This is a genomic window from Microbacterium protaetiae (assembly GCF_004135285.1).
Lineage (GTDB): Bacteria > Actinomycetota > Actinomycetes > Actinomycetales > Microbacteriaceae > Microbacterium > Microbacterium protaetiae.
In genome coordinates this window covers 800,378-822,085 of sequence record NZ_CP035494.1, presented here as the reverse complement: position 1 = coordinate 822,085, position 21,708 = coordinate 800,378, and the positions used below count along the sequence as shown (strand labels likewise).

At 67.5% G+C, this 21,708-nt stretch carries 21 protein-coding genes; 13 read left to right on the top strand and 8 right to left on the bottom strand.

The annotated features are described in order from the left end of the window. Nucleotides 1–15: 15 nt before the first annotated feature. From ET475_RS03655 to ET475_RS03645, 3 genes are all read left to right on the top strand, one after another. Complete coding sequence (locus tag ET475_RS03655; protein ID WP_129386125.1) at nucleotides 16–1,743, top strand: ABC transporter ATP-binding protein; 1,728 nt, start codon at nucleotides 16–18, stop codon at nucleotides 1,741–1,743. After that, the gene (locus ET475_RS03650; protein ID WP_129386123.1) at nucleotides 1,740–3,818 is read left to right on the top strand and encodes an ABC transporter ATP-binding protein; all 2,079 of its coding nucleotides are present in this window, start codon (nucleotides 1,740–1,742) and stop codon (nucleotides 3,816–3,818) included. The genes ET475_RS03655 and ET475_RS03650 overlap by 4 nt, the downstream gene beginning before the upstream one ends. A 123-nt stretch (nucleotides 3,819–3,941) precedes the next feature. Then, nucleotides 3,942–4,172, top strand: a complete 231-nt coding sequence (locus ET475_RS03645) for a hexameric tyrosine-coordinated heme protein (protein WP_129386121.1) — start codon at nucleotides 3,942–3,944, stop codon at nucleotides 4,170–4,172. Between the two features lie 325 nt (nucleotides 4,173–4,497). On the opposite strand, the gene ET475_RS03640 is transcribed toward ET475_RS03645, so the two are convergent. The 4 genes from ET475_RS03640 to ET475_RS03625 form a co-directional block, all read right to left on the bottom strand. After that, nucleotides 4,498–4,959, bottom strand: coding sequence for a GbsR/MarR family transcriptional regulator (locus ET475_RS03640; protein WP_129386119.1), 462 nt, complete (start codon nucleotides 4,957–4,959; stop codon nucleotides 4,498–4,500). A gap of 11 nt (nucleotides 4,960–4,970) precedes the next feature. After that, nucleotides 4,971–6,584, bottom strand: a complete 1,614-nt coding sequence (locus ET475_RS03635) for an ABC transporter permease (RefSeq protein ID WP_129386117.1) — start codon at nucleotides 6,582–6,584, stop codon at nucleotides 4,971–4,973. Further along, nucleotides 6,581–7,504: an ABC transporter ATP-binding protein gene (locus tag ET475_RS03630; RefSeq protein WP_129386115.1), complete on the bottom strand. Its 924-nt coding sequence runs from the start codon at nucleotides 7,502–7,504 to the stop codon at nucleotides 6,581–6,583. The genes ET475_RS03635 and ET475_RS03630 overlap by 4 nt, the downstream gene beginning before the upstream one ends. 67 nt (nucleotides 7,505–7,571) lie before the next feature. After that, the gene (locus tag ET475_RS03625) at nucleotides 7,572–8,750 is read right to left on the bottom strand and encodes a thiolase family protein (RefSeq protein WP_129386113.1); all 1,179 of its coding nucleotides are present in this window, start codon (nucleotides 8,748–8,750) and stop codon (nucleotides 7,572–7,574) included. Nucleotides 8,751–8,917: 167 nt separating this feature from the next. On the opposite strand from ET475_RS03625, the gene ET475_RS03620 reads away from it, so the two are divergent. From ET475_RS03620 to ET475_RS03600, 5 genes are all read left to right on the top strand, one after another. Then, nucleotides 8,918–9,562, top strand: coding sequence for a GntR family transcriptional regulator (locus ET475_RS03620; protein ID WP_129386111.1), 645 nt, complete (start codon nucleotides 8,918–8,920; stop codon nucleotides 9,560–9,562). Next, nucleotides 9,559–11,085 (top strand): MmgE/PrpD family protein, encoded by a 1,527-nt coding sequence (locus ET475_RS03615; protein WP_129386109.1) that lies wholly within the window; start codon nucleotides 9,559–9,561, stop codon nucleotides 11,083–11,085. Before ET475_RS03620 ends, ET475_RS03615 begins: the two co-directional genes overlap by 4 nt. Next, a complete protein-coding gene (gene prpB / locus ET475_RS03610) occupies nucleotides 11,085–11,984 on the top strand; it encodes a methylisocitrate lyase (protein WP_129386107.1) in 900 nt (299 codons plus the stop codon). The genes ET475_RS03615 and prpB overlap by 1 nt, the downstream gene beginning before the upstream one ends. A gap of 7 nt (nucleotides 11,985–11,991) precedes the next feature. Beyond that, nucleotides 11,992–13,182: a bifunctional 2-methylcitrate synthase/citrate synthase gene (locus tag ET475_RS03605; RefSeq protein WP_129386105.1), complete on the top strand. Its 1,191-nt coding sequence runs from the start codon at nucleotides 11,992–11,994 to the stop codon at nucleotides 13,180–13,182. A gap of 312 nt (nucleotides 13,183–13,494) precedes the next feature. After that, complete coding sequence (locus ET475_RS03600; protein WP_129386103.1) at nucleotides 13,495–14,634, top strand: acyl-CoA dehydrogenase family protein; 1,140 nt, start codon at nucleotides 13,495–13,497, stop codon at nucleotides 14,632–14,634. Between the two features lie 7 nt (nucleotides 14,635–14,641). On the opposite strand, the gene ET475_RS03595 is transcribed toward ET475_RS03600, so the two are convergent. Beyond that, nucleotides 14,642–15,814, bottom strand: a complete 1,173-nt coding sequence (locus ET475_RS03595) for an FAD-dependent monooxygenase (protein WP_165310714.1) — start codon at nucleotides 15,812–15,814, stop codon at nucleotides 14,642–14,644. Beyond that, nucleotides 15,811–16,284, bottom strand: a complete 474-nt coding sequence (locus ET475_RS03590; protein WP_129386099.1) for a MarR family winged helix-turn-helix transcriptional regulator — start codon at nucleotides 16,282–16,284, stop codon at nucleotides 15,811–15,813. The genes ET475_RS03595 and ET475_RS03590 overlap by 4 nt, the downstream gene beginning before the upstream one ends. A gap of 114 nt (nucleotides 16,285–16,398) precedes the next feature. On the opposite strand from ET475_RS03590, the gene ET475_RS03585 reads away from it, so the two are divergent. The 5 genes from ET475_RS03585 to ET475_RS03565 are packed head-to-tail and all read left to right on the top strand — an operon-like array spanning nucleotide 16,399 to nucleotide 21,041. After that, nucleotides 16,399–17,388, top strand: coding sequence for an ABC transporter substrate-binding protein (locus ET475_RS03585; protein ID WP_129386097.1), 990 nt, complete (start codon nucleotides 16,399–16,401; stop codon nucleotides 17,386–17,388). A 24-nt stretch (nucleotides 17,389–17,412) separates the two neighbouring features. Beyond that, nucleotides 17,413–18,264 carry an ABC transporter permease gene (locus ET475_RS03580; protein ID WP_242497752.1) on the top strand — a complete coding sequence of 284 codons (852 nt, stop codon included), beginning with the start codon at nucleotides 17,413–17,415 and terminating at the stop codon, nucleotides 18,262–18,264. Beyond that, on the top strand, nucleotides 18,261–19,046 hold the full coding sequence (locus tag ET475_RS03575) for an ABC transporter permease (protein WP_129386095.1): 786 nt from the start codon (nucleotides 18,261–18,263) through the stop codon (nucleotides 19,044–19,046). The genes ET475_RS03580 and ET475_RS03575 overlap by 4 nt, the downstream gene beginning before the upstream one ends. Beyond that, nucleotides 19,036–19,851 carry an ABC transporter ATP-binding protein gene (locus ET475_RS03570; RefSeq protein WP_129386093.1) on the top strand — a complete coding sequence of 272 codons (816 nt, stop codon included), beginning with the start codon at nucleotides 19,036–19,038 and terminating at the stop codon, nucleotides 19,849–19,851. Before ET475_RS03575 ends, ET475_RS03570 begins: the two co-directional genes overlap by 11 nt. Further along, the gene (locus tag ET475_RS03565) at nucleotides 19,848–21,041 is read left to right on the top strand and encodes an FAD-dependent monooxygenase (RefSeq protein ID WP_129386091.1); all 1,194 of its coding nucleotides are present in this window, start codon (nucleotides 19,848–19,850) and stop codon (nucleotides 21,039–21,041) included. The genes ET475_RS03570 and ET475_RS03565 overlap by 4 nt, the downstream gene beginning before the upstream one ends. Here the strand turns inward: ET475_RS03565 and ET475_RS03560 are convergent. Together ET475_RS03560 and ET475_RS03555 are read right to left on the bottom strand one after the other, a co-directional pair. Further along, nucleotides 21,038–21,523 (bottom strand): TMEM175 family protein, encoded by a 486-nt coding sequence (locus ET475_RS03560; RefSeq protein ID WP_129386089.1) that lies wholly within the window; start codon nucleotides 21,521–21,523, stop codon nucleotides 21,038–21,040. The two genes, ET475_RS03565 and ET475_RS03560, sit on opposite strands and share 4 nt — an antisense overlap. Further along, complete coding sequence (locus ET475_RS03555) at nucleotides 21,481–21,693, bottom strand: TMEM175 family protein (RefSeq protein ID WP_129386087.1); 213 nt, start codon at nucleotides 21,691–21,693, stop codon at nucleotides 21,481–21,483. Before ET475_RS03555 ends, ET475_RS03560 begins: the two co-directional genes overlap by 43 nt. Nucleotides 21,694–21,708: the final 15 nt, after the last annotated feature.

Sequence of the window (21,708 nt, the reverse complement as noted above, 5' to 3'; positions counted from 1 at the left end):
CTTCTGGAGTTCTCCGTGCTCGCCAAAATCCTCATCCGCTACCTCAAGACCTATCGCTGGCTGCTGCTGGGCGTCCTCGTCTTCCAATTCGCCTCGGCGATGGCGCAGCTGTACTTGCCGCGTCTGAACGCCGACATCATCGACAAGGGCGTCGCCGTCGGCGACACCGGCTTCATCTGGTCGCACGGTGTGTTCATGCTGCTGATCTCACTCGGCCAGATCGTGGCCTCGGTGATCGCCACCTACTTCGCCGCGCGCTCGGCGATGGCGGCCGGTCGCGACATCCGCCGCGATGTGTATGACCGGGTCAGCTCGTTCTCCGAACGCGAGATCTCGACGTTCGGCGCGGGATCGCTGATCACCCGCAACACGAACGACGTGCAGCAGGTGCAGATGCTGGCGATGATGGGCGCGACCATGCTCGTCACGGCGCCGCTGATGGCCATCGGCGGGGTCATCATGGCACTGCGTCAGAACGTGGGTCTGAGCTGGCTCATCGGGGTGTCGGTGCCCGCGCTGCTGATTCTGGCCGTGCTCGTGGTCAGCCGCATGGTGCCGCTTTTCCGTTCGTACCAGGGCAAGCTCGACGCGGTGAACCGCATCATGCGTGAGCAGCTGACGGGTGTGCGCGTCGTGCGCGCATTCGTGCGCGAGCGCATCGAAGAAGAGCGCTTTCGCGGCGCGAACACCGGCATCATGGTGGTCGGGCGCAAGGTCGGGTCGCTGTTCGTGGTCCTGTTCCCGCTGGCGATGCTGGTGCTGAACCTCACCGTCGTGGGGGTGATCTGGTTCGGCGGCATCGCCGTCAACGACGGCGATGTGCAGATCGGCACGCTGTTCGCCTTCATGCAGTATGTCGGCCAGATCCTCATGGGTGTGCTGATGGCCAGCTTCATGACGATCATGATCCCGCGTGCCGCGGTCTCGGCCGAGCGCATCGGCGAGGTGCTCGATGCCGACACCTCACTGGCGCGTCCCACCGACCCGGTCCAGGACTTTCCCCGCCCCGGCACCGTCGAATTCGACCACGTCACCTTCGCGTACCCGGGTGCCGACGAGCCGGTTCTGCAGGATGTCTCGTTCCGCGCCGAACCGGGTGAGACTGTGGCCATCGTCGGGTCGACCGGGGCGGGCAAGACGACCCTGGTCTCGCTCATCCCACGGCTGTTCGATGTGACCGGCGGTGCCGTGCGCGTCGCCGGCGTCGACGTGCGCGAGGCCGACCTCGACACCATGTGGAAGGGGATCGGCCTGGTTCCCCAGCGACCGTTCCTGTTCAGCGGCACTATCGCCTCGAATCTGCGGTTCGGCCGCGAGGAGGCGACCGATGCCGAGCTGTGGGAGGCCCTCGAGATCGCCCAGGCGCGCGACTTCGTCGCCGAGAAGGAGGGCGGTCTGTCGTCGCGGATAGCGCAGGGCGGCACGAACGTCTCGGGTGGGCAGCGGCAGCGCCTGGCCATCGCGCGCGCCATCGTGCATCAGCCCGACATCCTCGTCTTCGACGATTCGTTCTCGGCCCTCGATCTGTCCACCGATGCCCGGCTCAGACAGGCGCTGTGGCAGCGGATGCCCGAGGTCACCAAGATCGTGGTCGCGCAGCGGGTGTCCACCATCACCGACGCCGACCGCATCATCGTGCTCGACGCGGGCCGGGTCGTGGGGATCGGCACGCATGACGAGTTGCTCGCGTCATCGACCACCTACAAAGAGATCGTCGACTCGCAGCTGGGGGTGCAGGCATGAGTGCTCCCGACATGCTCACCGAAGAGGAGCGCCTCGAGCAGGAACTCGCCGAGCAGGCGCGACTGAACTCCGGCGACTGGGACAGCGTCGCGCCCGGCAAGGCCGCGAACTTCGGCAAGAGCTTCACTCGGATGGTCGGACTCCTCAAGCCCCACTGGCTCGGGTTCTCGCTCGTCTCTCTGGCGGGGGCGGTGGCCGTCGTGCTCGCCGTGATCGCACCGAAGGTGCTCGGCCAGGCGACCAACATCATCTTCGAGGGCGTTGCCTCACTCACCCTGGGCCAGTTCTTCCCGGCGGGCACCACGCAGGCGCAGGTCGTCGAAGGGCTGCGCGCCGGCGGCCAGACCGACATGGCCAACATGATCGCGGCGATGAGCGACTTCCGCGTGGGCGCGGGAATCGACTTCGACCGCCTGCGTTACGTCATCGTCTGGGTGCTGGTCATCTATGTGGCCTCGGCGCTGCTGAGCTGGGTGCAGGGCTATGTCATCAACGTGATCATGGTGCGCACCATGTGGAAGCTGCGTGAAGACGTCGAAGCCAAGCTGAACCGACTGCCTCTGGCCTACTTCGACAAGGTGCAGCGCGGCGAACTCATCTCGCGGGTCACCAACGACATCGACAACATCACCCAGACGATGCAGCAATCGCTGTCAGGAGCCCTGACAAGTGTGCTGACGGTGATCGGCGTACTGGTGATGATGTTCACTATCTCGTGGCAGCTGGCGCTTGTCGCCCTGGTGTCGCTGCCGCTGATGGCGATCATCTTCGGCGTCATCGGTCCGAAATCGCAGAAGGCGTTCAGCACGCAGTGGCGCAAGGTCGGGCGACTGAACGCCCGCGTCGAGGAGTCGTTCTCGGGGCACGCACTGGTGCAGGTGTTCGGTCGTGAGAAGGACTCGCGCGCCAAGTTCGCCGATGAGAACGACGAGCTGTTCGAGGCATCCTTCAAGGCACAGTTCCTCTCGGGCATCATCATGCCCGGCATGATGTTCATCGGCAGCCTCACGTATGTCGGCATCGCGGTGTTGGGCGGTCTGATGGTCGCATCGGGCAACCTGCGTCTGGGTGATGTGCAGGCGTTCATCCAGTACTCGCAGCAGTTCACCCAGCCGCTCTCAGAGATCGGCGGCATGGCGGCGGTCGTGCAGTCGGGCACCGCCTCGGCAGAGCGCGTTTTCGACCTGCTCGACCAGGACGAGCAGGAGCCCGACGCCTCCGACGCCCCCGAGTACACCCCGGGTCGCGGCGTCATCGAGTTCGAGAATGTGAAGTTCTCGTACGACCCCGAGCGGCCGCTCATCTCCGATCTGTCGTTCCGGGTCGAACCGGGCCAGACGGTGGCGATCGTGGGGCCGACGGGTGCGGGCAAGACGACCCTGGTGAATCTGCTGATGCGCTTCTACGAGCTCGAGGGCGGGCGCATTCTGCTCGACGGGCAGGACATCGCCGAACTCACCCGCGATGATGTGCGCGAGCGCACCGGCATGGTGTTGCAGGACCCGTGGCTTTTCGCAGGGACGATCCGCGAGAACATCCGGTACGGTCGGCAGTCGGCCACCGATGACGAGATAGTGGATGCCGCGACTGCGACCCGCGTCGACAAGTTCGTGCACTCACTGCCCGACGGGTACGACACGGTGCTCGACGAAGACGCGTCGAACGTCTCGGCGGGCGAGAAGCAGCTGATCACGATCGCGCGCGCGTTCGTCGCGCAGCCGTCGGTGCTCATCCTCGACGAGGCGACCAGCTCGGTCGATACCCGCACCGAGCTGCTGCTGCGGCACGCGATGGCCGCGCTGCGCCAGGGGCGCACCTCGTTCGTGATCGCGCACCGCCTGTCGACGATCCGCGACGCCGACCTGATCCTGGTGATGGAGCACGGTGACATCGTCGAGAAGGGCACCCACGACGAACTGATCGCCCGCGAGGGCGCGTACTGGCGCCTGTACCGCGCGCAGTTCGAGCAGGCCGCCGCCGACATCGACCTCGAAGAGGCGCTGGAAGCGGCCACCGGCGCGGTGCCCGTGGTCACCGGGGCTGTGCCGGTGGCGACGGAGGACGACTCGGTCTGACCTGCCGCGACCCGGACCGGCGTATCGATCGTGCGCGTCGAGCGCATCACCCCTCCCCAGCGTTCATACCGGGTAGAGTGCAGTCGCGCGCGACTCCTTCGCACGCCATGTGAAAGGACCGCCATGGCTGACACTTGGCTTCCGTCTCTGGTCACCGATTCGCCTGAGGAAGGATTTGCGCTGGCAGTGAAGATCTCGCGCAACAGCGTGAAGGTCACCCAACCGGATGCAGAGACGCGGCAGAAGTTGCGTCCCGACTACGCCGACGACGCTGACAGCCTGATCGCCGTGTCGCAGGTGATAGCGATCAACTTCCAGACTGTCGCCGCGGCGAACGGCTACTGGCGCGGTTGAGGGAGCAGCGAGCGGCCGCGTGAAGTTGAGCAGATTGTCTCCACGCGGCGCGGCTCGGCCTTGACATTGCAGTGAGAGCGGCGTGCCCGCTTCGCGATGGCGCCCTGTGGCGCGCCTGCAGACCGGGTGCGGGTGCGGGTGCGCGGGCGGGCGCCGGCCCGCGAGCCGGCGCTACGCCGGCGAGACTCACTCTGGCGCGCGAGACTCAGCGCATTGCGTGGTGTTTCGCACGCCAGGCTACGTCTCGGCGGTGCGGGTGCGGCGGTGCGGGTGCGGTGCGCGGGTGCGGCGCGCGCGGCGGCGCAGGCGCCTGCGGACGCGAGTGTCACCCCGCGCTGCGCTCGGCCTCCCACTCGTCGATCAGTCGCGGCATCCGCTGCGCCAGAAAGCGCATGAACGCGGCGATGTCAGCCGCGCGCTGCTGTGCGACGGCATCGCCGCCGAGACCGGCGGCCATGTCGTCGAGGATCGCTGCCGACCGCTCATACACCGGAACGTTGTCGACGACCGAGCGGTAGAAGGCATCCTCGAGCAGCACGTACCGCTCGCGGCGTTCACCCGGAACCGTGCGCCGGTGCACGAAGTGCAGCTGCTGCAGGTACCGCACCGCGCCCGACACCGCCGCCGCGCTGACTCCGAGCCGCTCGCACAGCTCGGCAGCCGTGTAGCCGTCGGCCGGTGCCGCCATCAGCGCCATCATCACGCGCGCGGGCATTCGGGGCATCCCGGCCGCCGTCATGACGGCGGCGCCGCGTTCGGCGGCCTCGACAGCGGGAAACTCGGTCATCACTGTCGAATCTATCCGCTCGTGGCCAGCTCGCGCCGCCGCATGAGGGTGAGGGATGCCGCAGCCCCCACCGCGATCGCCAGCACAAGCCACCACAGCCCGCGCAGGTCGACGTCGCTGCCCGACACCACCGGGGTCACGCTGAACGGCGACAGGTTGGTCGTCCACTCGGGCATGCCGAACAGCGGACCGAACATCCCCAACATCGTCGCGACCAGCAGCACCGCCCACGCGATGCCCATCGTCGCGCGCGGCAGCAGCACGAACACCAGCCCCGTGATGACGGTGAACACGGATGCCGCCACCGCCTGCCCGGCACCATCGATGAGCACCGTGCGGTACATGTCGGCATCGCCGCCGGCGGCAGCTGCCCCGACGAACGCGAACACGACGGCCGCGGCCACGACGATCAGCACACTGCACGTGGCCACGATGAGGTAGTCGGCCAACCAGGCCACCCGGCGCACCGGTGTGCCGAGGATGGGCTCGGCGGTGCCGTGGGTTTCCTCCTGCCGGGCGCGTACGACCGTCTGCACGGCGCAGCATCCGGCCACGATACCCAGCATCGTGAAGAACACCGTGACCACGACCTCGTCGAGCGAACCCGCCTGCGCGATCTTCTTCAGGATGTCGACGACGGCCTGGTTCTCACCGGCGATCTGGTCGACGACGCTGCCGAGCGTCGTCGCGAGGATGCCGGTCAGCGCACCACCCACCGCCCACCCGATGAGCGAGCCGGCCGACAGCCGCCAGACCAGCGCATGCGTCGACGACAGTGCCGGGCGGGCGTGAGCGCGCCCGAGCCGGGGCGCGATGAAGCTCGCACCGATGTCGCGCATCGATTGCAGCACCGTCGCGACGATCGCCAGTGCGATGCCGAACCCGACCGCGAGTACCACCGGCCCCCACGCGTTCGCGTCGAATGGACGCGTCTGTTCGGCCCAACCGAACGGTGAGAGCCAGGCGGGCCAGGCGCTGGTGATGTGCGTGAGGTCATCGCTGGGGGTTCCCGCGGCGTTGCCGATGCCGCGCAGCAGGAACGTGGCCACGAGCACCCAGACCGTCAGCGAATTCGCTCCGCGTGAGGTGCGCATCAGCTGCGCGGCGATCAGCCCGATGCCCAGAAACGCCACGCCGGTGGCACCGGCGGCCGCCGCGGCCACGATAGAGCCTGCGGCATCCAGCCCCGTGGAGATCAACGCGAGAGCGGTCAGCACCGTGAGTACGACATTCGCGAGCACGCCGTGCACGATCGTGGCGATCGTCGGCAGCGTGCGCCCGGCCGGGGTGGCAGCCAACAGCTCGCTGCGACCGGCCTCTTCGTCGGCGCGGGTGTGCCGCACCGCCAGGAACAGCGACATGAGCGCTGCCAGGATCGCGAGCCACGGCAGCACCTCGAACACGAGGAACGCGCCCTGGCTCGCCCCAGACGGAAGCCCGCGGAACATCAGGATGACAGGATTGGCGATGGCGGCGGCCAGGATGTTCTGCCGGTCTTCGAAGGTCGCGTACGACTGCGTCACCCCGGAATACCCCGCGAACGCCATGAGCGCGGTACCGAGGATCCACAGCAGAAGTTGCAGCCAGTCCCGGCGAAAGCGCTGGCGCAGCAGTGCGGTGATCATCGCTTGTCCGCCTCGATCCTCTCCAGATCGTCGCCGTAGTGGCGCAGGAACAGTTCTTCGAGCGACGGCGGCGCTATACGCAGCCCCGCGACCTTGCGCCGGGCGAGTTCGGGAAGCACGGCATCGACAGCATCGCTGTCGACGGTGAAGACGGCTCTGCCGGCATCGACCACCGCGTCATGGGCGCCCGCGATGCCCGCAAGGGCCGCGGCATCCGTCGCCTCGAACGAGATCTCTGCGCGGGTCAGGTGTCGCAGCTCGTCGAGGCTGCCGGACTCGACGATGCGGCCGGCGCGGATGATCGAGACCCGGTCGCACAGCAGTTCGGCCTCGGAGAGGATGTGACTGGACAGCAGCACGGTGGCGCCGGCATCCCGCACTCGGGATATCTCGTCGCGAAAGGCGACTTCCATGAGGGGGTCGAGGCCGCTGGTCGGCTCGTCGAGGATGTACAGGTCTGCCGGCACGGCGAACGCCGCTATCAGCGCGATCTTCTGCCGGTTTCCCTTCGAGTAGCTGCGTCCCTTCGGACGCGGATCGAAGTCGAAGGCATTCTCGAGGCGCGTGCGCTCGGCGCGGTACGCGCGGTCGTGGCGGGATGCCCCGCGCAGCCGCGCGAGCAGATCGATCGCCTCGCCGCCCGACAGGTTCGGCCAGACGCTCACATCGCCGGGCACGTAGGCGGTGCGTCGGTGGACGGCGACGGCGTCCTTCCACGGATCGAGCCCGAAGACGGATGCCGCTCCGCTGGTCTTCCGCGCCAGGCCCAGCAGAATGCGGATCGTGGTGGTCTTGCCGGCTCCGTTCGGACCGAGGAATCCGTGCACCTGCCCGGGCTCGACCCGCAGGTCGAGCCCGTCGAGGGCGCGTACGCGCCGATAGTGCTTGTGCAGCGACTCTGTGTCGATGACTGTGGTCATGAGCGATGAGTGTACGCCGAATTCAGAAATGTGTGAACAGTTCGAATGGTACGGTCGTGCGGCGCGCTCAGAGCCGCTCGATGATGGTGGCGTTGGCCATGCCCCCGCCTTCGCACATGGTCTGCAGCCCGTAGCGGCCGCCGGTTGCCTCGAGGTACGACAGCAGAGTGCCCATCAGGCGTGCGCCGGTGGCGCCGAGGGGGTGCCCGAGGGCTATGGCGCCGCCCCACGGGTTGAGCTTGTCGGTGTCGGCGTGCACCTCGTGCGCCCATGCGAGCGGCACGGGCGCGAACGCCTCATTCACCTCGTAGGCGTCGATGTCGTCGATGGACAACCCGGCGCGGTCGAGGATCTTCCGCGCGGCGGGGATCGGCCCGGTGAGCATGTAGAGCGGGTCGTCGCCCACCACGGCGAAGGAATGGAACCGGGCTCGCGGGGTGAGATTGAGCTCACTCGCCTTCTGCTCGCTCATGATCAGCAGCGCCGAGGCCCCGTCGGTCAGGGGCGAGGAATTGCCCGGGGTGATGTTCCACCCGATCTGGGGAAACCGCGCCGCGAATTGGTCGTCGCGGAAGGATGCCGGAAGCCCGGCGAGCTTCTCAGTGGTGGTGCCCGCGCGCACGGTCTCGTCGACGGTCACCTCGCCGCCCTCGACGGCGACCGGGATCAGCTCGCGGTCGAACCGGTGCGACTCCCACGCCGCGGCGGCGCGGCGGTGCGACTCGGCCGCGAAACCGTCGAGCGTGTCGCGGTCGAACCCCCACTTCGCGGCGATCAGCTCGGCCGACACGCCCTGGTTGACCAGCCCCTCCGGGTAGCGCTCGTGCAGCCGCGGGGATGTCGGGGTGTCGCCGGTCGTGGACGAGCCCAGCGGCACGCGGCTCATCGACTCGACCCCGCCGGCGATGACGATGTCGTACGCGCCGGCGATCACGCCCTGCGCGGCGAAGTGCGCGGCCTGCTGACTCGACCCGCATTGCCGGTCGATGGTGGTCGCCGGCACCGTCTCGTCGAACCCGGCAGCGAGCACGGCGTTGCGGGCGAGGTTCACAGACTGGTCGCCGATCTGGCTGACGCATCCCATCAGCACGTCATCGATCTGCGTGGACTCGAGCCCATTGCGCTCCAACACCGACGAGAGCACGAGCGCGCCGAGATCGACGGGGTGCACGCCCGAGAGGGCGCCCCCGGGCTTTCCCCGACCAGACGGGGTACGGACGGCGTCGACGATGACTGCGGTAGGCATGCTCTCACTCTAGGCACACGAGGTCGGAGCGGGCGGCCGTTACTCTGTGCCTCCGGCGGTCATCCCGGTGAATGTATACGCTGAAGCGGGGGCGGCCGCACTGGAATAGCAATTTACCGCCTGTGTGCATACAATGACTGTGGAGCACGTGACCAGGGAGGGCAAAGATGCGCGCCAGTGATCGGGCCTACCGCACCCTTCTCGACGAGATCCAGTCGGGCGCGCTCGCCCCGGGCGCCGTTCTCGGCGAGGTCGAGCAGTCCACGCGCCTCGGTGTGAGCCGCACGCCGTTGCGTGAGGCCATCGGGCGCCTCGCTGCCGACGGACTGGTCGTGCAGCAGTCGCCCCGTGTCACGGTGGTCAGCGAGATCGACGCCGACGACATCCGCGAGCTGTTCGAGGTGCGGCGTGCGCTCGAAGAGACTGCGGCGCGCCTGGCGGCGCAGCGGGCGGATGCCGCGACCTTCGCTGCGCTCGCCGAGGGCTTCGCTGCCGTCCGGCTCGAAGAGAGCGCTGTGCCCGATGCCTACTGGGGTCTTTTCGCGCGGTTCGATGCCGCCCTGGATGACGCCGTGGCCAACGATTACTTGACCGGCGCAATGCGCACTATCCGCACCCATCTCGTGCGCGTGCGGCGCATGGCCCGCGAGAATCCCGAGCGGCTGGCCGCCGCGGTCGCCGAGCACAAGCTCATCGCCGGGGCCATCGCCGCCGGCGACGCGGAACTGGCCGCACACGCGACCCATCTCCACCTGCACAACGCCCTGGAGAGCATCCTCGCCTCCGTAGCCTCTGGACAAGGAGCAGCATGACCGTCACGCATCACGTTCGCGTCTACAAGAGCGAAGAGAGCCTTCCGCGCGAACAACAGCTCGCGTTCAAGATCGCCGAAGTCGCCGCCGACCCGATCCCGGTCGACGACGAGGTGATCGACATGATCGTCAATCGCGTCATCGACAACGCCGCCGTGGCCGCGGCATCCCTCACCCGTGCCCCCGTCAGCGCGGCTCGTCAGCAGGCCCTCGACCACGCCGTGTCGGTCTCGGGCGACGGCGCGACGATCTTCGGCTGCGCGCTCGAGCGTCGCACGAGCCCGGAGTGGGCGGCATGGGCCAACGGCGTCGCCGTGCGCGAGCTCGACTACCACGACACCTTTCTGGCCGCGGAGTACTCCCATCCCGGTGACAACATCCCGCCGATTCTGGCCGTCGCCCAGCACGCCGGCAAAGACGGCGCGGCGCTGGTGCGCGGCATCGCGACCGGGTACGAGATCCAGATCGATCTGACCCGCGCGATCAGCCTGCACAAGCACAAGATCGACCACGTCGCCCACCTCGGCCCCTCGGCCGCCGCCGGCATCGGCACGCTGCTGGGGTTGCCGGCCGAGACGATCTTCCAGGCCGTCGGCCAGGCCCTGCACACGACCACCGCGACGCGTCAGTCGCGCAAGGGCGAGATATCGAGTTGGAAGGCACATGCCCCGGCGTTCGCCGGCAAGATGGCCGTCGAGGCCGTCGACCGGGCGATGCGCGGCGAGACCAGCCCCAGCCCCATCTACGAGGGCGAAGACGGGGTCATCGCCTGGCTGCTGGACGGGCCGGATGCCGCCTACGACGTGCCGCTGCCGGCGCCGGGTGAGGCCAAACGGGCCATTCTCGACTCGTTCACCAAAGAGCACTCGGCCGAGTACCAGGCGCAGGCGTGGATCGATCTGGCACGCAAGCTGCACAACGAGCACGAAGGCGCTTTCACCCCCGACAACGTCGCCTCGATCGTGCTGCACACCAGCCACCACACGCACTACGTCATCGGCTCGGGGGCGAACGATCCGCAGAAGTACGACCCGGCGGCATCCCGCGAGACCCTCGACCACTCGATTCCGTACATCTTCACCGTCGCGCTGCAAGACGGCGCGTGGCATCACGTGGACTCGTATGCGCCCGAGCGTGCCGCACGGGAAGACACCGTCGCGCTCTGGCACAAGGTGACCACCGCCGAAGACGAGGAGTGGACGCGGCGCTACCACTCCGAAGACCCGAACGAGAAGGCGTTCGGCGGCCGCGTCGAGATCACCTTCGCCGACGGCGGGCAGATCATCGAAGAGATCGCCGTCGCCGACGCGCACCCCCTGGGCGCACGCCCGTTCGCGCGAGAGGACTACATCCGCAAATTCCGCATGCTGGCCGAGCCCGTGCTCGAGCCCGAAGAGATCGAGCGCTTTCTCGACCTTGCCCAGCGTCTGCCCGAGCTGACCGCCCACGAGGTACAGCAGCTGACCATCGTCGCCAAGCATGGCGTGCTGGCGGGCGCCCCGGCGCCGAAGGGACTGTTCTGATGCTGTACGCGACCACCCCCGCCGCCGAGAAGCGCCGGGCTCTGCGCGAGCGGCTCGCCTCGGGCGAGCTGCTGCGGTTCCCGGGCGCTTTCAACCCGCTGTCGGCGCGGCTCATCGAACGCAAGGGCTTCGACGGCGTGTACATCTCGGGCGCGGTGCTCTCGGCCGACCTGGGGCTTCCCGACATCGGCCTGACGACCCTGACCGAGGTCGCCGGGCGGGGCGAGCAGATAGCGCGGATGACCGAGTTGCCGGCGATCATCGATGCCGACACCGGCTTCGGCGAGCCGATGAACGTCGCCCGCACGATCCAGACCCTCGAAGACGCCGGCCTTGCCGGCACCCACATCGAAGACCAGATAAACCCCAAGCGGTGTGGGCACCTCGACGGCAAGCAGGTGGTCGACCAAGACACGGCGATAAAGCGCATTCGCGCCGCGGCCGACGCGCGCCGCGATCCGAACTTTCTCATCATGGCGCGCACCGACATCCGCGCGGTGGAGGGGTTGGATGCCGCGAAGGATCGGGCCAAGGCGCTGGTGGATGCCGGAGCCGACGCGATCTTCCCCGAGGCGATGCGAACCCTCGACGAGTTCGCGGCGATGCGGGATGCCGTCGACGTGCCGATCCTGGCCAACATGACCGAATTCGGCAAGAGCGAGCTTTTCTCGGTCGACCAGCTGCGCAGCGTCGGCGTGAACATCGTCATCTGGCCGGTGTCGCTGCTGCGCATCGCGATGGGATCTGCCAGCCGCGCACTCGATACCCTGATCGACGAGGGGCACCTCACCTCGAAGCTGGGCGAGATGCAGCATCGCGCCGACCTGTACGAGCTCATCGACTACGAGGCGTACAACCACTTCGACGCCGGCGTCTTCAACTTCCAGATCGCGCGATAGGAGAGACATGACCGACATCGACATCAAGAAGGGCCTTGCGGGGGTCACGGTTGACTACACCGCCGTCAGCAAGGTCAATCCTGACACCAACTCCCTGCTCTACCGCGGGTACCCGGTGCAGGAGCTGGCGGCCACCCAGCCGTTCGAGGCCGTTGCCTACCTGCTGTGGCACGGTGAGCTGCCCACCGCGCAGCAGCTGGCCGAGCTGCGTGCGACCGAGCGCCGGTACCGCGCTCTCACCGACGAGGTGAAGCAGGCCATCGACTTGCTGCCGCTGGGTGCCCACCCCATGGATGAGGTGCGCACCGCGGCATCCGTCATCGGCGCGGCAGATCTGGCCGGCATCGACAACGTGATGGATGCGGTCGGCACTCCCGAAGAGAACCTTCAGCGCAGCATCCGCCTGTTCGCCGCCCTTCCTGCCGTGGTGGCATATGGACAGCGTCGGCGGCGTGGACAAGAGCTGGTGGTTGCGCGCGACGACCTGAACTACGCCGAGAACTTTCTCTGGATGACGTTCGGCGAAGATGTCGACGAGGTCGTCGTCGATGCCTTCAACACCTCGATGATCCTGTATGCAGAGCACTCGTTCAACGCCTCCACGTTCACCGCGCGCGTCATCGCCTCCACCCTCAGCGATCTCTATTCGGCGGTCGTCGGCGCTATCGGGGCTCTCAAGGGACCGCTGCACGGCGGGGCGAACGAAGCCGTGCTGCACATCTTCGACGAGATCGGCGACGCCTGGAACGTGAACTCGTGGCTGGATGAAGCGCTCGCCGCCAAGCGCAAGATCATGGGCTTCGGCCACCGCGTGTACAAACGTGGTGACTCGCGCGTGCCCACGATGAAGGCGGCGCTGGACAGGCTCGTCGACCACTACGACCGCCCTGATGTGCGGGCGCTGTACAGCGCGCTCGAGAACGAGTTCGTCTCGCGCAAGGGCATCTACCCGAACCTCGATTACCCGTCGGGGCCGGCGTACAACCTGATGGGCTTTGACACACTGACCTTCACGCCCTTGTTCGTGGCCGCCCGGATCACCGGGTGGACGGCGCACATCATGGAGCAGCAGGCCTCGAATGCGCTGATTCGCCCGCTGTCGGCCTACAACGGTCCCGACGAGCGGCACATCGAAGGATACGTGCCGGATGCCGCGAACGCGGCCGCCGCGCAGCGCCCCGAGGAAGCCGCTGGCTGAGCCCGCTTCGGTGCGGGTCGGGCGTTCGGTTCTGCGGAGCCCGCCTTCGGTCGTCGCATATGGCCCCCTTGGTCGCGTGGAGGGGGCCGTTTGTGACGACTGAACCAAAAGAGCCCGCCTTCGGTCGTCGCATATGGCCCCCTTGGTCGCGTGGAGGGGGCCATATGCGACGACTGAGTTGAACCCGCAGCATCCATGGGTGCCCATGCACTTAGTAGGACGTCCATGTAAAATAGCGTCGATGCCGGAGGTGGCATCCCCTCGCGGTCACACAATGACGTCGCGCGGGGGCGAGCGATGGGGAGATCCTTCATGAGCATGACGACGACCGAAGAACGCCAGGCGATTCTGGAGGCCGTGCGCGAATTCGCCGCGCACGAGCTGGCGCCGCACGCCCAGGAGTGGGACCAGAACAAGCACTTTCCGCGCGACGTGATCCAGCGCGCCGGCGAGCTCGGACTCGGCGGCATCTACGTTCGCGACGATGTCGGGGGTGCGGGTCTGGGGCGCAGTGAGGCCGTCGCCATCTTCGAAGAGCTCGCCCAGGGTGACCCCGTGATCGCGGCCTACATCAGCATCCACAACATGGTCGGCTGGATGATCGACGCCTTCGGCACCGACGAACAGCGCCGCGCCTGGCTGCCGCGCCTGACGGCGATGGACGCCCTGGGCGGCTACTGCCTCACCGAGCCAGGAGCCGGCTCGGATGCCGCGGCTCTGACGACCTCGGCGATTCGGCAGGGCGACGACTATGTCATCACCGGTGTGAAGCAGTTCATCTCGGGCGGCGGCGAAGCCGACGTGTACGTCGTCATGACCCGCACCGGCGAACCGGGTGCACGCGGCATCACCGCCTTCATCGTGCCCGACGGCACCCCGGGGCTGAGCTTCGGGGCCAACGAGAAGAAGATGGGTTGGAACGCCCAGCCGACGCGGCAGGTGATCTTCGATGAGGTGCGGGTGCCGGCATCCGCGGTTCTCGGCGAGGTGGGCAAGGGCTTCAAGATCGCGATGCAGGCACTCAACGGTGGCAGGCTCAACATCGCGGCGTGCTCGATCGGCGGCGCGCAGTGGGCGATGAACAAGGCCATCCGCTATGTGCACGAGCGGTTCACGTTCGGAGAGCCGCTGGCCGAACGGCAGTCGGTGATGTTCACCCTGGCCGACATGGCCACGAAGCTGAAGGCCTCGCGGGCGCTGGTGCGGGATGCCGCTGCCGCGGTCGATGCGCATGAGAGCGACGTCGCGCTGCAGTGCGCGATGGCCAAGCGCTTCGCGACCGATGCCGGCTTCGAGGTCGCCAACCAGGCGCTGCAGCTGCACGGCGGGTACGGATACCTGCAGGACTACGGCATCGAGAAGGTCGTGCGCGATCTGCGCGTGCACCAGATCTTGGAGGGGACCAACGAGATCATGCGCGTCATCATCGGCCGCGAGGTGCTGAACGCGTGACCCCTTGTTACCGTGCGGGCGCGAGTGGCGGCGGCACGAGCGAGTCGGCGTCGTGCGCGCCGAGCCAGGCGTAGAAGGGCGCCATCCGCCGGATTCGCTCGTCGCGCTCGTCGTACGACTCCTCCTGCTCGGAGTCGTACAGCTGACCCGCTTCACGCGAGACGAGCTGCACGGCGTTGGCCCGATCCAGCCGCAGACCCTCATAGGTGGCCAGGGCCGCGGGAACATCGTCGTGCCCCGCGTTGCCGAGGGCTGCAGCGAGCGAGAAGGCGTCCTCGATCGTCTGGTTGCCGCCCTGTCCGAGGTGGGGGAGCATGGCGTGCGCGGCGTCGCCGAGCAGCGCCAACCGTCCGTTCGTCCAGGTCTGCAGCGGCGCGCGGTCGAACAGGCCCCACTGGAACGTGTCGGTCACGCGGCTGATCAGCCGCTCGACGGCCGGCTCCCATCCGGCGAACTCCGCTGCGAGCTGCGCCGGGTCGCCCGGTGCGCTCCACGAGTCACGCTCGCCGCCCTGCGCCGGCACCACCGCGACGACGTTGATGAGGCGATCGGCCCGTACCGGGTACACGAGGAAGTGCCGGCCCGGTCCGATCCAGATCTTCGAGGTTCCCCACTCCCAGTCATCCGCCGACTCGACGGGAACCAGCGCGCGATATGCGGCGGTGCCCGACGGGCGCGGCTCGACCTCGTCGACGATCTCTCGTCGCACGATCGAGTGGATGCCGTCGGCGCCGATCACGGCGTCGGCCTCGGTGACGGCGCCACCCTCGAACACCAGGCGCACGCCATGGCCGTTCTGCGTGAGCGACTGCAGCCGGTGGCCGGTGCGGATGACGTCGTCGGGCAGGACGGATGCGAGCACCTCGATGAGATCCGCGCGATGCACGCCGAAGACGCGCTTGTGCCGGGGCGCCCCCGGGGCTCGCAGGGTGGATATGAACGAGCCGTCCGAGCGCAGCTGGAAGTAGCCCTTGTCTAGCGGAGACCCGATCTTCTCGACCTGGTCGAGGATGCCGAGGCGCTCGAGCAGACGCCACCCGTTGCTCGCGAGCGAGATTCCCGCCCCTACCTCGCCGAGCGCCCGGGCCTGTTCGTAGACCTCTACGTCTATGCCATGCCGGCGCAGCGCCGCGGCGGCGGTCAGTCCGCCGATGCCGGCGCCGATGATCGCGATCTTCATTCTTCTTCCTCCCATTCGGCCAGTGTGATGCGCCGCAGTGCGTCGTGCAGTGCGTCCTTCTCGGCGGTGTCGAGCACCGCGAATACCGTGCTGTGCGCCTCGGTGACGACGGATGCCGCCTCAACCAGTCGTGCCTTTCCGAGATCGGTGGCGACGATGACGTTCGAGCGTCTGTCGATCTCGGACTGGTGGCGTTCCACGAGTCCGGCGCGCTGAAGATCGTCTACGAGGGTCACGACCTGCGAGGGGTCGAGCTCGAGCACGTGCGCGAGATCGCGCTGCATCGGCGGGTCGTTGGTTGCCGCCAGTCGCAGGATCGTGTACGAGCGGGGCCTCAGTCCGAGCGGACGCAACGCCTCACCCACGACGCTGAGTTGACGGGCGTTGACGCGCGCGAGAAGGAACCCCGGGTCGTCCACGAGCACTGAATAGCCGCGCTGCGCAGCTGTCGCATCCTTGTTCATCAACATGATTTTTCTCTATTATTGACTTTTTCCATGAATTTCGTCTAGCGTAGCGGCACGACGGCTCGTACGGAAGTACCCGTTCGATCGCCTTGATCGGATTGCAAAGGAGCAAGGGAAATGGTGAATCTCCGCCTCACGGTCGGTGTCGCGGCGGCGGCTGCGGTGGCGCTTCTGCTCAGTGGATGCGCCGGATCTCCGGGAGAGACCGCTGCCGGTGGCGACGCCGGCTCCGACGGGTCGACGGTGGCGGTGACCGTGGGCGCGCCCTCGGTCGGGCCGGCGGCCGCGCTGCAGTTCGGAAAGGGCGAGGGCTGGTTCGCTGAGAACGGGCTCGACCCCGACATCACGCTCGGCGTGGCTGGCGCTGCGCTTCTGCCGGCGGTGTCCACCGGTGAGACCACTTTCGGCGTGGGCAACCCGCTGTCGGTGCTCGCGGCAGCGTCGAAGGGCGTCCAGGTCCGTATCCTCTCGGGCTATTCCTTCTCGAAGGCGACCGGTGACGACATCAACGCCGTGGTCGCCAAGGCCGGAACCGGCATCAACGAGTGGAAGGACCTCGACGGCAAGAGGGTTGCGGTCAACGCGGTGAACACACAGGGCGACCTGACCATCAACGCCTCCGTCGACGGCGCCGGCGGCGACTCGTCGACGATCAAGTACACCGAGATCGCGTTCCCCGACGCGCTCGCCCAGCTCGACGCGGGCAACGTCGACGCGGTGTGGATTCCCGAGCCCTTCCTCAGTCAGGCGCTCGCCCAGCCCGACAAGTACGTGGTCGTGGGCTACCCGAACCAGACGGCGCTGCCGGGCCTGCCGACGATGGTGACCTTCGCCTCAAGCAAGGTGATCGAGGACCAGCCCGAGCTCGTGGAGAAGTGGCGCGCCTCTCTGAAGACCACACTGGGGCAGGCCACCGACGATCGCGAGGCCTATGCGAAGGTCGTCGCCGATGTGCTGGGCACACCGATCGAGACCACGCTAAAGCAGAACCCCGAGTCCTTGGACTACACGCTGGATCCGCAGATCATCCAGGACCTCGCGGACCTCGCGCTCAAGTACGGGTTCATCACGAGCGAGCCCGACCTCGACAAGGTCATCGTCCCGTAGTCAGAGCCCAGAACGGGAACGAACATGAGTGACAGTGCGACGGCACCGACGATCACCGAGGTCGTCTCGGTCGCCGAGGCCAAGCGCTCGGTACGGCGGGCCCGCCCGCGGCGCGTGATGCTCGGGATCGCCGGTGTCGTGATCTTCCTCGTGATCTGGGAGATCGTCTCGCGCTTCGGTCCCGTCGACATGAAGTACCTGCCGCCCCCGACAGAGGTGGTCCCCACGTTCTTCCGGAACATCGTGCTGATCGGTTTCTGGAGCGCCGTGGGGAACACCCTCCTGTCCTGGTTCCTCGGCATGCTGCTGGCGGTCCTCGGCGGCGGAGTACTCGGCATCCTCATCGGCCTGTCCTCGTTCGCGCGCCGCGCGACGCGTTCGACGATCGAGTTCCTCCGACCGATTCCGTCGGTGGCACTCATCCCCCTGGCGGTGCTGCTGTTCAGCACCCCGATCCAGCAGAGCCTGCTGGTGGTGACCTACGGAGCCTTCTGGCAGGTCCTGTTCCAGACCCTCTACGGCGTGGCGGATGTGGATGCCGTGGCGATGGCCACCGGCCGCAGCTACGGCTTCAGCTGGCTTCAGCGGGTGCGGCACATCGTCATGCCGACGATGCTCCCGTACCTCATGACCGGCGTGCGCCTGGCGTCGGCGGTCGCTCTGATCCTCGCGATCACGTGCGAGCTGCAGATCGGCAAGCCGGTGGGCCTCGGTGCCGAGATCCTGCACGCCAAGGACAACGGGCTGTACGCCTCCAGCTACGCGCTCGTGCTGGCCACCGGCCTTCTCGGAATCGTCCTGAACTTCGGGATGCGGTGGATCGAACGACGGCTGCTCAGCTGGCACCAGTCGGTCCGATCGGAGGCGGCAGCATGAAGCTCCTTCGCCACACCGCGGCGGCCGTCGCCTTCGGACTGGGCCTCCCGGTTCTGCTGATTCTCATCTGGTGGGCGGCGTCCCTGAACAGCACGAGCATCTTCGTGCCGCGCCCGGGAGATCTCGTCACCACGTTCTTCCGCGTCTGGGGCAGCGATCGGTTCCTCACCGACGTGCTGCCGAGCCTCGGGCGGTACGCGATCGGAGCGATCCTCGCGGTGGTCCTCGGTGTGATCATCGGCGTCGTCGTCGGCCTGAACCAGACACTCCGCGCACTTACAGAGCCCGTCTTCGAGTTCTTCCGGGCGCTGCCCCCGCCGGTGCTCATGCCGATCCTGATGTTCCTCATCGGCGTGGGCGACGCGATGAAGATTACGATCATCGTGCTCGGCGCGGTGTGGCCTGTGCTGCTGAACACGATCGAGGGCGTGCGGTCGACGGACTCGGTGCAGAACGAGACGAGCCGCTCCTACGGGATCGTTGGCGTCCGCCGGGTCTGGTACCAAGTCATCCCGTCGGCGGCTCCGCAGATCCTGGCGGGCGTCCGCCAGTCGCTGCCGATCGCGCTCATCCTGATGGTGATCTCCGAGATGATGGCCTCGTCATCCGGCCTCGGATTCTCGATCATCCAGTTCCAGCGCCGCTTCGAGATCCCCGAGATGTGGGCCGGCATCGTCCTGCTGGGCCTCATCGGGCTGGTGGTCTCGCTCCTCTTCAAAGTCCTCGAGGGACGCATCCTCCGCTGGTACTACGGATTGAAGGATCTCGACAATGCCGCTTGACAAAACCACATCCCTCTTGTCGGTGCGTGGACTCCAGAAGATCTACTCGACCGACGACGGCGACATCGAAGCCGTGCGCGACCTCACGTTCGACCTCGGTCGCAGTGAGTTCACGTGCCTGGTCGGACCGTCGGGATCCGGAAAGACCACACTTCTCAAGTGCATCGCGGGGTTGCTCGCGCCGACCCGCGGCGAAGTGCTTCTCGACGGCAAGCTCGTCGTCGGCCCGCCGAAGCAGATGGCCGTGGTCTTCCAGGAGTACGGACGGTCGCTGTTCCCGTGGCTCCGGGTGGCTGAGAACGTCGAGCTTCCGCTGAAGAACGCCAGCGTTCCCAAGACCCGGCGTCGCGAACTCGTCGCGGAAGCGCTCGAGAGCGTGGGACTGGCCCATGTGCCACGTTCGTATCCGTGGCAGCTGTCGGGAGGGATGCAGCAGCGCGTCGCGATCGCCCGGGCGATCGCGTACCAGCCCGAGGTGCTGCTGATGGACGAGCCGTTCGCCGCGGTCGACGCGCAGACGCGCGCCGAGCTCGAAGACCTCGTCCGATCGATCCGCGAGCAGCTGGGGATGACGATCCTGTTCGTCACCCACGACATCGACGAGTCCGTCTATCTCGGTGACCGCGTCATCATGCTCTCGTCGTCGCCGACGGTGATCCAGGACGACGTCGTCGTCGACCTTCCCCGTCAGCGGGACCAGCTCGAGACACGGTCGATGCCCGCTTTCATCGACCTCCGTCACCACGTGTACGAGCAGATCCAACTCGCGAAGAAGAGGCACCGTCCGGAAGAGGCCGTCGCATGAGCGGCAGGCCGCGCGTCGCCATCATCGGCGGTGGCGGAGGGGGCCTTGCTCTGGCGGCGTTCCTCGCCGCTGCCGACATCGAGGCCGACGTCTACGAGCAGGCGTCGCAACTCGGCGAGGTTGGTGCAGGGGTCCAGCTCGGGCCCAACGGGCTGCGGCTGCTCGATCGCATCGGACTCGGCGATCAGGTGCGCGGCCTGGGCACCGAGCTCTTGCCGGGGTCGACATACCGCCGTATGGACGGCGCGCCGACGACGCCGATCCAGACCACCGATTCTGCTGGTGCATATTCCGCGTACGGCATGCATCGTGCGGATCTCATCTCGCTGCTGGCGGGCGGTGTTCCCGCGGACCGGATCCACACAGGCAAGCGGGTGACGGCGGTCGAGCAGAGCACCGGCGAGGCGACCGCCTGCTTCGCCGACGGCAGCCGGATCTCGGCCGACGTCGTCGTCGGAGCCGACGGCATCCACTCGGTGGTGCGTGCACAGTTCGCCGGATCCTCCGAGCCCGTCTTCTCGGGGACGATCGCCTACCGCGGGCTCATCGACGCCGATCGTCTCGACGACTGGCCGCCTCAGCTTTCCGAGCTGTGGATGGGCCAGGGCAAGCACTTCCTGGTCTTCCCGGTCCGCGGCGGGCGAATGTTGAACTACGTCGGCTTCATCCCGAGCGATGACCGGGTGCGCGAGTCATGGTCGGCCCCCGGTGACCCGGACGAGCTGCGCGCAGCCTTCGCCGGTTGGGACCCCCGCATCGAGCACGTGCTGGCGCGGGTCGAGTCCTGCTTCTGGTGGGGACTCTACGATCGCGAGCCGATCGACACCTGGACCCATGCACGTGTGACGCTCCTGGGCGACGCCGCCCATCCGATGCTTCCGCACCTCGGCCAGGGGGTGAACCAGGCCATCGAAGACGCAGCGACTCTCGCGGCGATGTTGCGCCACCACGGCGCCGAGGTCACGACCGCGCTCGAGGGCTATGAGAGCCTGCGTCTGCCCCGCACACGCGTGATGCAGACAGGATCGCGTCAGTTCGGTGCCCGCTTCGACCGATCCGGCGACGCGCGCGAACTCGACGCCCGCGACGCCGAGATTCAGAGTGCGCGCGACTTCCGTCTCTGGATCTTCGACCACGATGCGGCATCCGCCGCCGACGACGCGATCCGCGAGACGCACGCCCTGTCTTAGCGGCTCTCTCGGCGCCCGATCCGCATCGGCACCATGAAGAAGACCGCCAGGGCGAGGTAGCCGAACACCGCGACCATCGGTGCGAACAGCCCGATCACGATCAGCAGCACGTACGCGAGCACGCCGATCGGCAGGCGTTGCGAGTATGCGGTCGTCTCGCCGTCGTCGGGATCTGCGACGAGTTGCGCGCGCTTGGCGTACCGCCACAGGGCGATCACCATGCCCGTCAGCACCAGGAACGACAGCCCGTAGATCGTCACGGCCACCCGCTCCGAGCTCTCCACCGTGATGTACTCGGCCAGGAACCTGGTGGGAAACGGCGTGAACGCGACGAACAACAGCAGCAGCAGATTCAGACGCATGAGCGCCGAGTCGGTCTTCGCGAGGTTCTCGCTCAGGGCGTTGTGCGCGAACCAGACCGCGCCGGTCGTCGCGAAGCTCAAGACGTAGGCGAGGTACTGCGGCGCCACTGGTCGAGGCACGCCCCGAGCAGATCCCGATCGCCCTCGCCGCTCGGGATCACGATGTCGAGCACGAGCAGCGTGATGGCGAACGCGAACACGCCGTCGCTGAACGCCTCCATTCGCGTCTTGTCGTGGCGTCTCGGGCGCCGCGGGCTGCGCGCGGTGGCGGTATCCGTCTCGACGTCCATGGGACCTCCCCGGTC

Coding starts and splice junctions, on each gene's coding strand:
- ET475_RS03650 (WP_129386123.1), top strand. CDS start 1,740: ATGAGTGCTCCCGACATGCTCACCGAAGAGGAGCGCCTCGAGCAGGAA.
- ET475_RS03645 (WP_129386121.1), top strand. CDS start 3,942: ATGGCTGACACTTGGCTTCCGTCTCTGGTCACCGATTCGCCTGAGGAA.
- ET475_RS03640 (WP_129386119.1), bottom strand. CDS start 4,959: ATGACCGAGTTTCCCGCTGTCGAGGCCGCCGAACGCGGCGCCGCCGTC.
- ET475_RS03635 (WP_129386117.1), bottom strand. CDS start 6,584: ATGATCACCGCACTGCTGCGCCAGCGCTTTCGCCGGGACTGGCTGCAA.
- ET475_RS03630 (WP_129386115.1), bottom strand. CDS start 7,504: ATGACCACAGTCATCGACACAGAGTCGCTGCACAAGCACTATCGGCGC.
- ET475_RS03625 (WP_129386113.1), bottom strand. CDS start 8,750: ATGCCTACCGCAGTCATCGTCGACGCCGTCCGTACCCCGTCTGGTCGG.
- ET475_RS03620 (WP_129386111.1), top strand. CDS start 8,918: ATGCGCGCCAGTGATCGGGCCTACCGCACCCTTCTCGACGAGATCCAG.
- ET475_RS03615 (WP_129386109.1), top strand. CDS start 9,559: ATGACCGTCACGCATCACGTTCGCGTCTACAAGAGCGAAGAGAGCCTT.
- prpB (WP_129386107.1), top strand. CDS start 11,085: ATGCTGTACGCGACCACCCCCGCCGCCGAGAAGCGCCGGGCTCTGCGC.
- ET475_RS03605 (WP_129386105.1), top strand. CDS start 11,992: ATGACCGACATCGACATCAAGAAGGGCCTTGCGGGGGTCACGGTTGAC.
- ET475_RS03600 (WP_129386103.1), top strand. CDS start 13,495: ATGAGCATGACGACGACCGAAGAACGCCAGGCGATTCTGGAGGCCGTG.
- ET475_RS03595 (WP_165310714.1), bottom strand. CDS start 15,814: ATGAAGATCGCGATCATCGGCGCCGGCATCGGCGGACTGACCGCCGCC.
- ET475_RS03590 (WP_129386099.1), bottom strand. CDS start 16,284: ATGTTGATGAACAAGGATGCGACAGCTGCGCAGCGCGGCTATTCAGTG.
- ET475_RS03585 (WP_129386097.1), top strand. CDS start 16,399: ATGGTGAATCTCCGCCTCACGGTCGGTGTCGCGGCGGCGGCTGCGGTG.
- ET475_RS03580 (WP_242497752.1), top strand. CDS start 17,413: ATGAGTGACAGTGCGACGGCACCGACGATCACCGAGGTCGTCTCGGTC.
- ET475_RS03575 (WP_129386095.1), top strand. CDS start 18,261: ATGAAGCTCCTTCGCCACACCGCGGCGGCCGTCGCCTTCGGACTGGGC.
- ET475_RS03570 (WP_129386093.1), top strand. CDS start 19,036: ATGCCGCTTGACAAAACCACATCCCTCTTGTCGGTGCGTGGACTCCAG.
- ET475_RS03565 (WP_129386091.1), top strand. CDS start 19,848: ATGAGCGGCAGGCCGCGCGTCGCCATCATCGGCGGTGGCGGAGGGGGC.
- ET475_RS03555 (WP_129386087.1), bottom strand. CDS start 21,693: ATGGACGTCGAGACGGATACCGCCACCGCGCGCAGCCCGCGGCGCCCG.